The 14219-nt window shown below is 62.6% G+C and carries 14 protein-coding genes; 4 read left to right on the top strand and 10 right to left on the bottom strand.

Annotated features, from left to right (window positions below; all coding sequences use genetic code 11):
* Window positions 1–33: 33 nt before the first annotated feature.
* On the bottom strand, window positions 34–951 hold the full coding sequence (locus tag BV071_RS06190) for a hypothetical protein (RefSeq protein WP_265594128.1): 918 nt from the start codon (window positions 949–951) through the stop codon (window positions 34–36).
* 10 nt (window positions 952–961) lie between these two features.
* On the bottom strand, window positions 962–2218 hold the full coding sequence (locus BV071_RS06195; RefSeq protein WP_035603501.1) for a hypothetical protein: 1257 nt from the start codon (window positions 2216–2218) through the stop codon (window positions 962–964).
* A 416-nt stretch (window positions 2219–2634) separates the two neighbouring features.
* On the opposite strand from BV071_RS06195, the gene BV071_RS06200 reads away from it, so the two are divergent.
* Complete coding sequence (locus tag BV071_RS06200) at window positions 2635–3177, top strand: transposase (protein ID WP_035603505.1); 543 nt, start codon at window positions 2635–2637, stop codon at window positions 3175–3177.
* 333 nt (window positions 3178–3510) lie between these two features.
* On the opposite strand, the gene gcvH is transcribed toward BV071_RS06200, so the two are convergent.
* The 5 genes from gcvH to BV071_RS06225 all read right to left on the bottom strand — a co-directional run bounded on the left by gcvH (window position 3511) and on the right by BV071_RS06225 (window position 7724).
* Window positions 3511–3888: a glycine cleavage system protein GcvH gene (gene gcvH / locus BV071_RS06205; protein WP_035603508.1), complete on the bottom strand. Its 378-nt coding sequence runs from the start codon at window positions 3886–3888 to the stop codon at window positions 3511–3513.
* Between the two features lie 27 nt (window positions 3889–3915).
* Window positions 3916–5022: a glycine cleavage system aminomethyltransferase GcvT gene (gene gcvT / locus BV071_RS06210; RefSeq protein ID WP_052572962.1), complete on the bottom strand. Its 1107-nt coding sequence runs from the start codon at window positions 5020–5022 to the stop codon at window positions 3916–3918.
* Window positions 5023–5094: 72 nt separating this feature from the next.
* The gene (locus BV071_RS06215; protein ID WP_035603512.1) at window positions 5095–6633 is read right to left on the bottom strand and encodes a hypothetical protein; all 1539 of its coding nucleotides are present in this window, start codon (window positions 6631–6633) and stop codon (window positions 5095–5097) included.
* Window positions 6634–6644: 11 nt separating this feature from the next.
* A complete protein-coding gene (locus tag BV071_RS06220; RefSeq protein ID WP_035603514.1) occupies window positions 6645–7373 on the bottom strand; it encodes a hypothetical protein in 729 nt (242 codons plus the stop codon).
* Between the two features lie 45 nt (window positions 7374–7418).
* A complete protein-coding gene (locus tag BV071_RS06225) occupies window positions 7419–7724 on the bottom strand; it encodes an FmdB family zinc ribbon protein (RefSeq protein WP_035603517.1) in 306 nt (101 codons plus the stop codon).
* 155 nt (window positions 7725–7879) lie between these two features.
* On the opposite strand from BV071_RS06225, the gene BV071_RS06230 reads away from it, so the two are divergent.
* The 3 genes from BV071_RS06230 to dtd are packed head-to-tail and all read left to right on the top strand — an operon-like array spanning window position 7880 to window position 9292.
* Window positions 7880–8497 carry a L,D-transpeptidase family protein gene (locus BV071_RS06230; RefSeq protein ID WP_035603520.1) on the top strand — a complete coding sequence of 206 codons (618 nt, stop codon included), beginning with the start codon at window positions 7880–7882 and terminating at the stop codon, window positions 8495–8497.
* Window positions 8494–8835, top strand: a complete 342-nt coding sequence (locus BV071_RS06235; protein WP_052572963.1) for a rhodanese-like domain-containing protein — start codon at window positions 8494–8496, stop codon at window positions 8833–8835. Before BV071_RS06230 ends, BV071_RS06235 begins: the two co-directional genes overlap by 4 nt.
* A 4-nt stretch (window positions 8836–8839) precedes the next feature.
* On the top strand, window positions 8840–9292 hold the full coding sequence (dtd, locus tag BV071_RS06240; RefSeq protein ID WP_035603521.1) for a D-aminoacyl-tRNA deacylase: 453 nt from the start codon (window positions 8840–8842) through the stop codon (window positions 9290–9292).
* 125 nt (window positions 9293–9417) lie between these two features.
* Here dtd and BV071_RS06245 read toward each other — a convergent pair whose 3' ends face one another.
* From BV071_RS06245 to BV071_RS06255, 3 genes are read right to left on the bottom strand one after another with little or no spacing between them, the layout of a single operon-like run.
* Entirely contained in the window at window positions 9418–9897 is a 480-nt protein-coding gene (locus BV071_RS06245) for a hypothetical protein (protein WP_035603525.1), read from the bottom strand.
* A gap of 9 nt (window positions 9898–9906) precedes the next feature.
* Complete coding sequence (locus BV071_RS06250; RefSeq protein ID WP_035603528.1) at window positions 9907–11106, bottom strand: DUF4332 domain-containing protein; 1200 nt, start codon at window positions 11104–11106, stop codon at window positions 9907–9909.
* A gap of 50 nt (window positions 11107–11156) precedes the next feature.
* Window positions 11157–13865, bottom strand: a complete 2709-nt coding sequence (locus tag BV071_RS06255) for a valine--tRNA ligase (RefSeq protein WP_035603531.1) — start codon at window positions 13863–13865, stop codon at window positions 11157–11159.
* Window positions 13866–14219: the final 354 nt, after the last annotated feature.

The following is a 14219-nucleotide window of genomic DNA, read 5'->3' on the forward strand; positions in this document are numbered from 1 at the left end:
GACAGGAAGTCAATGCGGCAGTCCGCGGCAAACCTATTCGTCGAGCTCGAGCCGGAAGAACCAAGGCGAAGGCATGGTGGCGGGAATCCGGGTTCGCAGCCATGACTTGGCGTCGGGCGGGCTGGGATCCCACTCGAGATCCCCCGCAAAATCCGACCACTCCTGAAGATCGGGCGAGGAGCCAAGAGAGAGGCCGATGCCACCCAGACCCGGTTGGCTGCGGAAGCTGAACCAAGGGTGGCCGATCTCATCTTCGGAGATCCGGCAGACGCTGCTATCAGCCCCCAAGACCGGATTGCCACCGGTGGCGTATTCGAGGAAGTTCGACAAGCCGTCGCCATCGGCATCGGCTTCCGGCTCACGCAGCGTTTCATCGGTGATGGCTGCCGCATAGGCCGCCATCCATGACCCGTAGCTACCTACGGCAGGCGTCGTACTTGTCGCGATCACCTGCGGGCCGAGGCGATTGCCCACGATCATTTTGGCATCGCGAAGCTGGAGTGTGGCGACCTGCTCCAAGCCGGTCTCGGTATCGGCGGCGAAAGACTGGGCCTTGAAGCGGGCGACCAGGAACTCCTGGCCATTGCGGATCAAGATGCTGATCTCTTGCCCGGCGAGAGCTGAGGCCGAGATATCCTGCTGGACCGCGATCTCGAAGCTATCCTCCTGATCGCCGGCGCCCTCACCCATGCTGCGTGCGGTGCCGAAGGGCAGCCAAGCTGCGAGCAAGGCGGAATAGCCACCAGTGGCAAGATCCAGCACCTGGTCATCACTCATGGCCGGGAAGGCACCGAGCTGGATGGTGGTTTCCGGACCGAGCGGAAGACCACGGAAGGACCGCAGCGACTGCGGGGCAGCAAAGTCGCCGGGCAAGCTGGTCACGACGACCGTGCCCGCATGCAGCGGGACGCCGGTGGCCAGAGCGAGCAGAAGCAAGGGTGGGATTTTCATGCGCGGCATTTCAAAATTCGGACTCAACCCGCATCCGATAGAAGGCGCGGCTTTCGCCGGGCGGAAGCTGGAAACTCACGTAGCCACCCGGGGCCCATGCGAATGCGCCATAGGCGGCCCACTGCTGAAGGTCCCTGCTGACCTCGAGGGTAAAGAACAAGCCGGGCATCTGCTGGACGGGCATTTTCATCTCGACCTGCAAGGGCAGCTCGCCGACCTCGGGATCAGAATCCGGGACAAAAGGCGGACTGGCGGGAGCATCCAAACTACCGGTCACCCGCAGGAAGTGGTCCCCGCCCCGCCCGTGCAGGACCAAGGTGGAAAGCATGTCGAGCGGCTGGAGCGGTTCATCGCTATCGTCCGCACCCACCGTGCGCCAGCCGGTATCGCCAGGCTTCGAGCGGAAGTAGAAAGGCCCCCGACGGGCTACCCCGCCGGGATCCACGAAAGAGAGGATATCCGCCTGCGCCGCGTTCTTGCCGGACTGCACATGGAAGGAACCATCCGACGCCACGAGATTCGCCAGCGATGCCGAGAGATTCACCGGCAGCGAGAAGACGTTGCCGCCTTCATGCACCGGCAACAGCACCGGAGCGGCGGAGATCTCCCCTTTCAGGGCGATCCGCAGGGGTGTCGCGGAATGGCGGACGACATAGAGGCCGTTCGGATAACGAACGTTGGTCAAACCGGCCTCTGCTTCCACGTCCTTCTCTTCCCAGCGGCTGCGGGTCGAGTTGTAATAGTAGACCCGCTCCTGCTGGATCGCAGCATCCCAGATCACGATCTTGTCCGCAGTCGCAGCATTCGGAGCGGCGGCGAAACCGAAGCGATTGTCAGCTCCGAAGAGATCGATCAGCCGTGGATGCGGGCGGATGGAAACCTGCGCACCCGGGGTCATCATCAAGTTCTGGTCACAAACGATCCAAGATCCCTCGAAGGACACCACCCGGGTGATGAACCCGGAGCCCGGGCCGTTCAGGACATGAACGAAATACTCTTTCCCCGACTCAAGTGACGGGAGACCGCTGAAGGAATAGCTGAACCGCTTGCCATCCACCTGTGAGGCAAGGCCGAGGACGACCGGTGGCTGCAGGAGCTGAATACCGAGATAGGTCCGCGCGCGGGATTCGCCCGGTGCGGTGCCATTAATCTTCACCGCGTAGATGCCCAAGGGCGTGGTGGTAGCGGCAGGAGCGTGATGTGAGCACAGCATCCCGAAAGCCGTGCAGGCCACCAGATAACTCGAAACAATGCGCCGGGGGAACATCGCGCGCAATCTGGAGACCCGAAGTTCTATGTCAAGACAGCCCGGGGATGGGGCGCCGAATTCACACGACCTTCACCAAAGGGAATGTGGGAAGGTCCAACAATCGACTTCCCCCAATAAAGCCGCAGGCCCTCGGACTGCTGCGATGATTCGCAGCTTTCGAATGTAGGGTGAGGCGGGCATCCCCTGTGGACCGAATCAGCCCATCAGGCCCGATGCTGAAGAGGTCACGTACCAAAACAAATCCAGCCCGCCTCAAACCGCCGATACCATTCGCAGCATCCAAAGGAAGCGAAGCGTCCGCGACAGGAAGATGCAGCAGCGGCCCTCGCAACCCGAGTATTGGATCACCGGAATGTTCCCAAAGCCGATTGAACAAGCCTCACCGATCCTATAACCAAGAAGTCATTCCGGAAATGAACCAAGCGCCCTGGCCTCACGCCCCACCGCATTGGCTGTTTGACGGTGGCACCTACTTCGTCACTGCTTCAACTTACCACCGTCGGCCCATTTTCGACACCGATGCAAAGCTCGATTTGGTCACCTGTCTCCTGATCGACACCGCCAAAGAATTCGGCTGGCAACTGCGTGCATGGGCAGTCTTTTCCAACCACTATCACTTTGTCGCGGATTCCCCAAAAGGAAGCGGAGAAAGCCTCCGGGAATGGCTGACTGAATTCCATCGCAGGACCGCGATCGGAGTTAACAAGCTTTCAGAGACTGTCGGCCGGAGAGTCTGGATGAACTTCCGGGAAACCAACATCACTCATCACACCTCTTATCTCGCACGCTTGCGATACGTTAACGAGAATTCGGTGAAGCACGGGTTGGTGGTGCGGAGCTGTGATTATCGCTGGTGCAGCGCGGCGTGGTTCGAGACGAATGCACCGAAAGGCTTTGTTGCTAGCGTGCAGCGGTTCAAGACAGACCGTTTGAAAGTCTGGGATGAGTTTGATTGAGGGGAATGGCGCCCTCAGATCTGTGGGATTCGTGCGACGCGAGGGAAGCCCAGCGTTGCGCGTGATGGGCTGATTGGGGCCGCGGGGAGGCACGACCCTCCCTGCATTTGAAAGCTGCGGATCACCGCAGCAGTCCGAGGGCCTGCGGCTGTTATGGGGGAGCACGCAGGGGTTTCCGGCAGTGCGCTTTGTTGGGCTGATTCGGGCCGCGGGGGAAGCACGCCCCCCTCCCTGCATTCGAAAGCTGCGAATCATCGCAGCAGTCCGAGGGCCTGCGGCTGTTATGGGGGAGCACGCCCCGTTATGGGATCATGCCCCCTCACGCCACTCCCCTTACCCGATCATCGCCTCGTAACCTGCGGCATCGAGGAGTTGGTCGAGTTGGCCAGCGTCTTTGATCTTGAGCTTGAAGATCCAGCCCTTGCCATAGGGATCGGTGTTCACCAGCGAAGGATCGGCTTCGACGGCATCGTTCACTTCCACCACTTCACCGGAGATCGGGGCGTAGATATCGCTCGCGGCCTTCACGGATTCCACCACGGCGGTCGGGTCACCGAGATCGACGGTCTTGCCGACGGGCGGCAACTCCACGAAGACCACGTCGGTGAGTTCTTCCTGGGCGTGGTCGGAGATGCCGACGGTGGCGACGTCGCCTTCGAGAAGGACCCACTCGTGGGACTTATTGTAGCGGAGATTCTGAGGAACGTTCATCGGGAAAAGAGGATCGGTATAAGAAGCTTATGCTTTCTGCGCGGTGGGCTTGTAAAACGGTTTCTTCACGACCTTCGCGGGGAATTGGCGGCCGCGGACATCCACCAGCAGGTCCGTCCCTAGCTTGGCCAGGGCGGCGGGCACGTAGGCCATGCCGATGCCCTTGCCGAGGCTGGGCGAGAGCACCCCGCTACTGAGTTCGGAGATCACTTGGCCGGAGGCATCCAGCACGGGGTAATGAGCCCGCGGCGGCGCACCCTTGTCGGTGTATTCCAGCGCCACGAGTCGCTGTGCGGGTCCCTCGGCCTTCTGCCTCGCGAGCACCTCGCGGCCGATGAAGTCGCCCTTGTCGAGGTCCACGAAGAAGCCGAGCCCGGCCTCGATCGGCGTGCGCTCCGGCGACAGGTCGCTGCCATTGAGCGGATAGCACATCTCCAGGCGCAGGCTATCACGGGCACCGAGGCCGCAGGGCTTGGCCCCGGCGGCAATGAACTTCTCGAACCAAGCCTCACCGCTTCCGGCGGGGCAGAAGAACTCGAAGCCGTCTTCCCCGGTGTAGCCGGTGCGACAGACCACGGCCTCGCCGCCATCCACGGGGAAGCGAGCGATGCCATTGCGCGGCGGCAGCGCTTGGCCCGGGCAGACCTTGGCAAAGGTCGCTGCGGCATCCGGCCCCTGGATCGCCATGCCGGCCCACTGGGCGCTTTCGTTCGTAAACCAGACGTCCTCGGGCGGTTGGTGATTGTGCATCCAGTGGAAGTCCTCGTCGATCATCGAGGCATTCACCACGATGAAGAAGCTGTCCCCGCCGGTGCGATAGACGATCAGGTCGTCGATCACGCCGCCGTTCTTATTCAGAAGGAAAGAATACTGGCCTTGGCCGGGCTCAAGCTTGGCGACGTTGTTCGCAAGCATGTGGTTGAGCCACGCCAGCGCGCCGGGGCCGGTGACGATGAACTGACCCATGTGCGAGATATCGAAAATCCCAACCGAGGTCCGCACTGCCCCGTGCTCATCCATGATCGAGCTGTACTGCACCGGCATGTTCCAACCGGCGAAGGGCACCATGCGTGCGCCCAGACGGACGTGCAGGGACTCGAGGGGCGTGCTCTGGATGCTGCTGCTGTCGCTCACCCCGCCAGCCTGCCGAGCGGCCTCGGCCCTTGTCAAACCAGCCGCCCGCCGCCGGGGGGATTTTGACCGATTCTAGCGCTTGCGACGCGGTTCGAAGACCTTGTCCATCGTATCGAGCGTACCGGTCACGCGGTCGTGGCGCTCGGCACGCGGCCGGAGTTCCATTTCCTCCTTCAGGCGCATGTAGTCGTCGAATTGGCCGCTCACCTCGCGGGCCTGGGTGATTTCCACGAAGTCCAGGTAGTTGCGCGCCCGCTGGGCCCGCTGCACCCGCATCTGGCGTTGCGTGGTGAGATCCTCCAATTGCATCGTGATCTTCTCGTTCGTCTTGCCGGACATCACCTCACGCAGGATCAGCTGATACTCGTTCAGCAGCGCCCGGTAAGAGGGGAAGCAGCGGTAGCTCAAGCGCGTCAGCGCCTCATCGGCATTGCGCACGGCTTCGATCCGGTCCGGCTCCTTGAGCGCGGAGACTTCTTTCCAAGCTCCGAAATCCTTGATCACCGGATTACCCTGGTCGTCGTGCAACTGGAACTTCAGGGCTTCCTCCAAGGCAAGTTCGGTCTTGGTGACGGAGAGCACCTCGGTGAGATCCGGCTTCGTCATCTGGGCAAGCCGCAGCTGCCACCACTTGGCCAAGCTGTTGGCGGAAAGGTTGAGCTGCGGGAAGTGCTTGCGCATCAGCACCGGCATTTCACCCGAGAAGCGCGCAGCCTCGCCGCAGAAGGAACGGAAGGCGTCGCGGCCATCTGGCTGTTCCAGCAGGGCCATGACCAGCGCACCGGAAAGCGCGCGGAAGGACAGCTTCGAGGCACCGTCGAGCCGACGGTAGTTGCCCTCGGACAGCTCGAAGATTTCGTCAGGAGTGAAGCCGCCGCCTTGGCGGAAGACACCCTCGTAGATCCGGCGGTCGGCGCGGTTGCTGCGCCATTTCTCCGCCTCCATCAGGCCCTCCACCAGCCAGGGACGCACGACCGGATTCTCATCGTAAGCCTCCGGTTTCATGTCCCGCAGCGCCCGCTCATACAGCAGCACATTGAGCGCGGCACGCTCCAGCAACTCATGATCCAGGCCGCGCGCGAGGTGCAGGCGGATCCGCAGGAAGAAGGCATGGGGCGTGACCACCACTTCGTAGGCGACGTCGCGCGGCACCGGCTTGTCCGCGAGGATCACATCCACCGGGATCTTGAACTGCTCCATCTGCCCCTTGGGGGCACCGATGCCGGTAATGTCATCCGGCTTCTCGCCTGGCTTGGCGGTGTTGTTGCGCATCAGCGCCTCGAAGTAGTCCTTGGTCTGCTCCAGCAGCAGCGCCACGGAACCGCGCTGGCCGCTTTCGCCGCCGGTAACGCGGAACATCCCGGAGCGGCTGACCACGCGGTCATTCGCGGCCGGTCGCGGAACATTCCCGCCGGGCTCGATGATGATCGGGCTCTCCTCCACTACCTCCGCAACGGGCGGGGGCGCTTCCCCGGGCTCCTCTACCGGGATCGCCGGAGGCGGCGCTTCCTCCGTCACCTGCGGGGCCGGCTTGGGCGGCGCTTGCTGCGCGGCCGCAATGCAGGCCGAGGCGGCAAGCAGCAGGCTGAGGCGGATGGTGGAGCGGGCCATAAATGAGTGGTTCAGAATTTTTCGCCCGCTCCGGGCAGGGCCGAGCCATTCGGCCGCGGGTCGAGCACCAGCTTGCCATCTTCGATCGAGATCCGGGCCATCTGGGTGAAGGCAATATCCAGCTCAGGCTTGTAAGCATCCGCCAGCTTCTCAAAGGCAGGCAGTGCCAGCACCTTCACGAAACCAGCCGGCACCACCAATTGACCGAAGCGTCCGCCCTTGGCCACCCGATGCGCAATCTGGGTGTCCGGGATCATGGGGAAAAGGGTCCCGCCGTCCCGGATGATGTCGGTGCTCGCCTGGTCGTTAAGCGCCACATTCTGCTCCACCCGGAAGTACATCGAGGTGGTCAGCGGCCGACCCATCACAGAGCGGACGATGATGACTTCCGCCATGCCCTTCTCCAAGCGCACGCGGACGTCGTCCAGAGTCACGAACTTCTCCAGCGCTCCGCCTTGCTTGGCCTGGAGCGACTGCTTGAGGTAGAGGTTGATCTCTTCCTCGGTGAGGTTGAGCGGGAAACTCTGGTGCACCGCATTCTTGAGCACTTGGTGCAGATCGCGGGTGCGGGCAGTCCCGGCTGCTGGCGAGGTTCCCTTGAGGTCGGAGAGGTCCTGGGGCTGGGTGATGTAAAACACCGCTACGCCCAGTCCGAGCACCCCGGCGAAGGTGAACAAGGAGGCGAGCTTGCCGAGGCAACTGCCGCGCGGTTTCGGGGGATCCTGTCTCTCTTCAGCCATGTGCGGGGAGGGCGTAGCAAACCCGCCCGCGTTTGGGAAGAGCGCTCAATCGCCGCTTTTCGCAGGCGTGGGGGAGGCCGCCGGAGCCGGGGCCGGCGTGGACGAAGTGGATTCCGCCGGTTTCGAGGCCGCACTGTCCTGCTTCGCGCCCTGCTGATAGGAGCTGGAGCGGTAATCCGTCTGGTAAAAGCCTGCGCCCTTGAAAATCAGGCCGGCACCGGTGCCCAGCAGGCGCTTCACCTTGCCCTCGCAGCCGGGCTGCGGGCAGTCCTCCAGCTTCGCGTCGTTCATGCTTTGGAAAACTTCAAAGCGATGGCCGCAGGTCTGGCAGAGGTAATCGTAGTTCGGCATGGGTCAGGCAGGGTCGGGCGGCGCATCCATAGCACGGCCCGGGCGGGGCGCAATAGCGGGGTCATCCGGACAAAATGCAGAAAAAACAGCATTTCGACTCTAACGGGGTTGACCCATTGCCCACCATGGGTTTATGATCCGCGCATCTGAAAGACATGAAAGCTCGCCATCTTCCTGCCATCCTGCTCCTGCCCCTTGTCGCCGCCTCTTGTGGAAGCCTCGACGGCGTCACGAATATTCGCGGCGAGAACCACTACATGGCGGGCTTCAGCGGCAAGCGCGAGCATGACTGGAAATCGAGCCCGATCCCGGATGACGTTTCCTACTGGGACGGCGACCAGCTGACCGGCCCGGCGATGATCAAGATCAACCTGACCCAGCAGAAGGCCTTCTTCTACAAGGGCGGGGTTCTGGCCGGTGTCTCGAAGATTTCGACCGGCAAGGAAGGCCGCATCACGCCCTCCGGCAACTACAAGGTCCAGCTCAAGGACATCGACCACCGCTCCTCCAGCTACGGTATGTTCAAGGAGAAGGGCACCAACCGGGTGGTGGATGACGACGCCGAGGCCCAGAACGAACCGGTGCCGCCGGGCTGCTACTACGAAGGCGCGCCGATGTTCAACTTCCTGCAGTTCGCGCCGGGCGTGGGCATGCACACCGGCTACCTGCCGGGCTATGCCGCCTCCCACGGCTGCGTGCGGATGCCCGACGGTATGGCCAAGAAGTTCTTCCAGAACGCGGAGGTCGGAACGCCGGTCATCGTCGAGCGATGAACGGCCTGCCAGACCCGGATGCGGGCATGGAACTCACACCGGCGCAGGTGTCCGAACTGCTGCCGGCGATCCAACGCGGCGAGATTGAGCTGATCGATTGCCGCGAGGACGATGAGTGGCGCTTCAACCGCATCGAAGGCGCGCGCCTGGTTCCCCTCACCCGCTTCGCCGAAGCCGCGGTGCCGGAGAAGCCGACGATCCTCTATTGCCACCACGGCATGCGTTCCTTGCGCGCCGCTAGCTACTGGAAGCAGCGCGGGCTGAATGAAGTGTGGTCGATGAGCGGCGGGATTGACCGCTGGTCCGCGGAGGTGGATCCGAGCGTGCCGGTGTATTGACTCCATGCGCGCCGTCATCCAACGCGTCTCTTCTTCCTCGGTCGTGATCGATGGGGAAACCGTCGCCTCCATCGGCACGGGCTTGATGATCCTGCTAGGGATCGAGGATGGCGACAGCGCGGAGGATGTCGCTTGGCTCGCGCCGAAGATCGCACGAATGCGGATCTTCGGGGATGAGGCGGCCTTGATGAATCTTTCCGTCGTCGATTGTGGCGGCGAGGCGATCGTGGTCAGCCAGTTCACGTTGCATGCATCGACGAAGAAGGGCAACCGGCCCTCCTTCATCCGCGCGGCGCGGCCGGAGATCTCCGAGCCGCTCTACCGGCAGTTCTGCGAGGCCTTGTCCGCGGAGATGGGCAAGCCGGTGGGACGCGGGCGTTTCGCCGCGGACATGAAGGTGTCTCTGGTGAATAACGGGCCAGTGACGATCGTGGTTGATACGAAGGCGAAGGAGTGAGGCCTGTGGAGAGCGGACACTCTTGTCCGCTTACGAACGGGGACGTTTGGCCCATTCCGGCATTCTCCAAGAAGCCTTCATCTCACCCCATAGGCGGACAGGAGTGTCCGCCCTCCACAGGGCCGCTAATCCTGCTTCACTCCGCGCTCCGAATCACCGCGCAGCGGATCGTCTTCGAAAATCGAAATCACAAAAGCGATGGCCGAGAGACCGCCGGCGGCAGGTGCCCAGAACTTGGTCACGTAGCTGTAAAAGCTTCCGATCGTCGGAAGCAGCTCACCCCAATCAAGCTTGGGGACGAAGGAGGCCTCAATGCTCTTCCAGTAGATGTCCTGGAAATGCAGCAGCCTCGGCATCGTTAGCAGGAAGGCAGCACCGAGGAGCCACAAGCAGAGATTCCTCCGGCGCGAGTTCTTCCCGCGGAGAAATGCCCCGTATCCAAGGACGAGGACGAAAACCACAAACGGCACCAATAAATACAAAGGCCCGTTGGGGTCCGGCTTGTCGCTGATCGTATCCAGCGACCTGGTATAGACATACGCCAGCGCCACAAAGATCGCCACCCACCCTGACTTCTGCAAAATGTGGGCGATCGAGCGAAGCATTTCAGCAGCCTACTTCTTAATCCGGATCGAAGTCCCGCAGAAGGTGCAGTTGAACCACTTGAAGGTGATTACGTGCAGAGCCAGCGCGCCAATGAATCCCAGCATGGGCAAGTGGTGCGCCTTCCGGTTCTTCAAGCAATGCTTCGGCACGTAGATCCGCTGGGCGCAGACGCGGCACTTGGCGCGGGCGCTGACGAGGGCATAGAGCAGACCGAGGATCGGTACGGCCAAAGGAAAGGCGATGATCCACTTCGGGACCCACGCGAATTGCTCCGGCTTCTCATCGTGTAGAATCAGCAGCGGCGCGGCGATGATCGCGAGCGGGATGGAGATCTGCAGCAGCACCGCAAAGAGCCCGCCGAACCAGACCTTGAGCGGTTGGTCGTGGAGCACGCCACGGATAAAGAAGCGTGAGTTTGGATTGCGGCCCTTGTTGGTTTCCGGGCGCGGGGAACGCAGCAGGGCGATTCGCTCGTCTTCCATCCCTGCCCGGCTGGAGGAAGCGCGCGGCGGCGGGACATCGCCTTGGGCTTCTTCGATCGTGCGGACCCGCGAAGGGTCAATTCCGCGGCGACCGATCGGAGCGGTGGCATCGCCAAGCTGGACGGAGCTACTGCTTTGGACGCGGCGGCTGCCCTGCGGGGCATCCGGAATGTGAGCCTCGTGCGGGCTATCCGCGGAAGGCATCACCGCGACCCGGACGTCGAGATCACCCTCGGCACGGTTGAGCACCGGGGCGATCGCGATCTCAGAGGGCGAGATCCCCTGCTCTGCAAGCATGCGGGCAGGAATCGGCACCGCCACCGGAGCCGCGGCCAGCATCACCAGCACTTCGGGGTCCGCCTCGAAATTCACCGGTCCCGCCAGCGGAACCGGCAGCACTTCCTCACTCTCGTCGACCACCAGGGAGAGCGCCGGAGCGCCCCCTTCCTCCACGACGGTCACCGTCGGCTTTACGCTCTCCGCAGCCTTGGCGCGACCACCACGCGGGTGATCCAGCAGCTTGGCCGCAGAGGCGACCCAGCGCTCGACCTTCTTGCGTTCGGGCGCGCGCGCCACGATCCGCAGCATGTCGTTGGCCTTGGTCACCTCCCGCAGCAGCACATCCACATTGGCCCGTGCGACCGCGTTCAGATCCGTCCACCCGGTGGCTTCCAACAATTCAACTTCATCTGAATCGATGCCTTCGATGGTGAGCAGTTCCGACATTCTGCGAGCGACGAAGCTAGATTAAGGATTGGAATGCAGGATGCAAGGCATCATCCGAGCCCCTGCAGCATCTCCCGGAGCTGGGCCAGTTTGGTGTCCCATTCGGCCAGGCGGGCCTTCTCCTGAACCACCACCTCAGCGGGGGCGCGGGCGATGAAGCTCTCGTTGCCGAGCTTGGCTTCGCTGCGGGTCTTTTCCTGCTCCAACTTGGCGATTTCCCGGGTCAGGCGGACCTTCTCAGCCTCCACGTCGACCAGCCCTTCGAGCGGCAGGTAAATCTCGCCCACCGGTGTCAGCGACACCGGCGTGCCCTTCGGCGCCTCGTAGGCCGAATCCAGCGCGATCTCCCCTGCCCCGACGAGCTGGGCGAGAACTTGCTTCTGCTCATCCAGCCACTCGGCGGCCCCCTTCACCACGAATTTCACGTCGCGGCGGGTCGCCACGTTGTACTCGGTCTTCAGGTTGCGCAGGCGTCCGGCGGTCTCGTAGATCGCGGCGGCTTTCGATTGTTCGGTGGAAATGTCCTCTGCCGAGAGCCCAGCCAGCACCGGCTCTTCAGGAAGCTCGGCCTGCATCAGGAACTCACCTTCGTAGATGTAGCCCATGTTCAGCGAGAGCTCCTCAGTCAGGTGCGGCATGTAGGGATGCAGCAACTGCAGGTAGCGGCTCAACACGGTATCGATCACCGCAAGCGTAGTAGCGCGGGCTTCCGGCGTGGCGGTCTCGCGCATGTCGCCCTTTACCGCTTCCAGGAACTTGTCGCAGAACTCGCTCCACAGGAATTCGTAGAGGCGCTGCGCGATCTCGCCGAAGCGATAGTCGGCATAGATGCGGGTCAGGTCGGCAGCCAGTTCGTCGAGCTTGGCGAGGATGTCGATGTGGAAGCAGCTCGCCATGCCCACCAGGTCCTCGTCCTCCTCCGAATCGGAGTCGGACAATTCCACGAAGCCGCCCATCTGGCGGAAACGGCAGGCATTGTAGAGCTTGTTGGCGAAGTTGCGGCCGCCCTCGATCTGCTCCTCGTCGTAGCGCATGTCCGAGCCCAGCGGCGCGATCCGCATCAGGCCGAAGCGCAGGCCGTCCGAGCCATACCTGTCCATCAGCTCGATCGGGTCCGGTGAGTTGCCGAGCGACTTCGAGAGCTTGCGGCCCTGCTTGTCGCGGATCAGCGAGGTGAAGAACACGTTCTTGAAGGGCAACTCTCCTTCGAAGCGGAAGCCCGCCATGATCATGCGCGCCACCCAGAAGAAGATGATGTCCGGCCCGGTCACCAAGTCGGTGGTCGGATAGAATTTCTTGAGCGTCGGTGTCTCCTCGCCCACGTCTGCCATGGTTGCGAAGGGCCAGAGCCAGGAGCTGAACCAAGTGTCCATCACGTCCTCGTCGCGCACCCAGTTGGCATCGTCGGACGGAGCCTCGGTGCCGACGTGGATGTCGCCGGACTGGAGGTCGGCCATGTCGAGCGACTCGGCGTTCTTGAGCGCATCGAGCTTCTCCTTGCGATACCACACCGGGATCTGGTGGCCCCACCAGAGCTGGCGGCTGATGCACCAGTCCTGCAGATTCTCCATCCAGTGGGCATAAGTCTTCGCCCAGCGCTCGGGGCGGAAGGCGATATCGCCATTCGCCACGGCATCGGCAGCCTCCTTCACGCAGGGGTACTTGAGGAACCACTGCATCGAGATGCGCGGCTCAATCGGCACATCGGCACGCTCGGAGAAGCCGACGTTGTTGTCGTATTCCTCCACCTTAATGAGCAGGCCCATCTCCTCGAGCTTGGCCGCGGCCTTCTTGCGCGCCACGAAGCGGTCGAGCCCGTGCAGGTCAGCCACCTCGGGGCAGTTGATGTGCGCGTCCGGCGTGAGCACATCAATGATCTCAAGATTGTGGCGGATGCCGATCTCGAAGTCCGCCTTGTCGTGCGCGGGGGTGATCTTCAGCGCGCCGGTGCCGAACTCGATGTCCACGTGCTCGTCCGCGATCACCGGGATCGCGGCGTGCGGGAAGGGACGATACACCGTACGGCCCACATACTTCGCAAAGCGCGGGTCCTTCGGGTTCACGGCCACGGCCACGTCGCCCATCAGGGTCTCGGGGCGGGTGGTGGAAATTTCCAGGAACTCGCCGGGAGCATCGGTGAGCTCATACTTCATGAAGTACAGCTTCGAGCGCTGCGGCTTCATGATCACCTCCTCATCAGAGAGCGCGGTGAGTGACACCGGGCACCAGTTCACGATGCGCTTGCCGCGGTAGATGAGCCCCTCCTTGAACAGCTCCACGAACACGTGGCTCACCCACTTCGTGTAAGCGGGGTCCATGGTGAAGCGCTCGCGCGACCAATCGCAGGAGCAGCCGAGGCGCTTGAGCTGGCTGATGATGATGCTGCCGTGCTTCTCCTTGAAATCCCACACCCGCTTCAGGAACTCGTCCCGGCCCAGATCGCGGCGGGTGAGCTTTTCCTTTTCGCGGAGTTCGCGCTCCACCTTCGCCTGGGTGGCGATGCCGGCGTGGTCGGTGCCGGGCAGCCACAGCACTTCCTTGCCCTCTTGGCGGGCACGGCGGGCCAGAATGTCCTGGATGGTATTATTCAGGACGTGTCCGAGGTGCAAAATGCCCGTCACGTTCGGCGGCGGGATGACGATCGAGTACGCGGGCTTTTCCGAGGCGGGATCGGCCTCGAAGCATTTTCCTTCGATCCAGGCAGCGTACCATTTGGCTTCCACCGCTTGGGGTTCGTAGGCTTTGGGCAAGTCGGACATGGCGGCGGAGGGATGCCAGAGGGTCTCTACTTTGTAAAGGGAGGGCGGGAATTTCCCCGCATCCGGGGATACGTATCCTGATTTTCAACGGGTTTCCCCGCCCCTACGGAAATCCCGACGCACGCCATCACGGCATTCCCGAGCGCCGCAAAATCGGCCATGACTATTCCCGAAGCCGACGCCAGCCCCCCCAAGGCCGAAGCTACTCCCCAGAGAAACCAATCCCCCTGATACCCGCCGCTTCGTTCCCCCCGACGACCCGGCGGGTCTTTCTTTTGTGGGGTGGGGCGCTTAGGATTTGGGCGCATCTTCCCTAGAATCAATTGGTCGGATCAGCCGGATCGGACGAATCTC

The organism is Haloferula sp. BvORR071, from assembly GCF_000739615.1.
GTDB lineage: Bacteria > Verrucomicrobiota > Verrucomicrobiia > Verrucomicrobiales > Akkermansiaceae > Haloferula.

What these genes read in the sequence shown, in the direction of transcription:
- BV071_RS06190 (WP_265594128.1), bottom strand. Translation starts at nt 951, where the DNA reads ATGAAAATCCCACCCTTGCTTCTGCTCGCTCTGGCCACCGGCGTCCCG.
- BV071_RS06195 (WP_035603501.1), bottom strand. Translation starts at nt 2,218, where the DNA reads ATGTTCCCCCGGCGCATTGTTTCGAGTTATCTGGTGGCCTGCACGGCT.
- BV071_RS06200 (WP_035603505.1), top strand. Translation starts at nt 2,635, where the DNA reads ATGAACCAAGCGCCCTGGCCTCACGCCCCACCGCATTGGCTGTTTGAC.
- gcvH (WP_035603508.1), bottom strand. Translation starts at nt 3,888, where the DNA reads ATGAACGTTCCTCAGAATCTCCGCTACAATAAGTCCCACGAGTGGGTC.
- BV071_RS06215 (WP_035603512.1), bottom strand. Translation starts at nt 6,633, where the DNA reads ATGGCCCGCTCCACCATCCGCCTCAGCCTGCTGCTTGCCGCCTCGGCC.
- BV071_RS06220 (WP_035603514.1), bottom strand. Translation starts at nt 7,373, where the DNA reads ATGGCTGAAGAGAGACAGGATCCCCCGAAACCGCGCGGCAGTTGCCTC.
- BV071_RS06225 (WP_035603517.1), bottom strand. Translation starts at nt 7,724, where the DNA reads ATGCCGAACTACGATTACCTCTGCCAGACCTGCGGCCATCGCTTTGAA.
- BV071_RS06230 (WP_035603520.1), top strand. Translation starts at nt 7,880, where the DNA reads ATGAAAGCTCGCCATCTTCCTGCCATCCTGCTCCTGCCCCTTGTCGCC.
- BV071_RS06235 (WP_052572963.1), top strand. Translation starts at nt 8,494, where the DNA reads ATGAACGGCCTGCCAGACCCGGATGCGGGCATGGAACTCACACCGGCG.
- dtd (WP_035603521.1), top strand. Translation starts at nt 8,840, where the DNA reads ATGCGCGCCGTCATCCAACGCGTCTCTTCTTCCTCGGTCGTGATCGAT.
- BV071_RS06245 (WP_035603525.1), bottom strand. Translation starts at nt 9,897, where the DNA reads ATGCTTCGCTCGATCGCCCACATTTTGCAGAAGTCAGGGTGGGTGGCG.
- BV071_RS06250 (WP_035603528.1), bottom strand. Translation starts at nt 11,106, where the DNA reads ATGTCGGAACTGCTCACCATCGAAGGCATCGATTCAGATGAAGTTGAA.
- BV071_RS06255 (WP_035603531.1), bottom strand. Translation starts at nt 13,865, where the DNA reads ATGTCCGACTTGCCCAAAGCCTACGAACCCCAAGCGGTGGAAGCCAAA.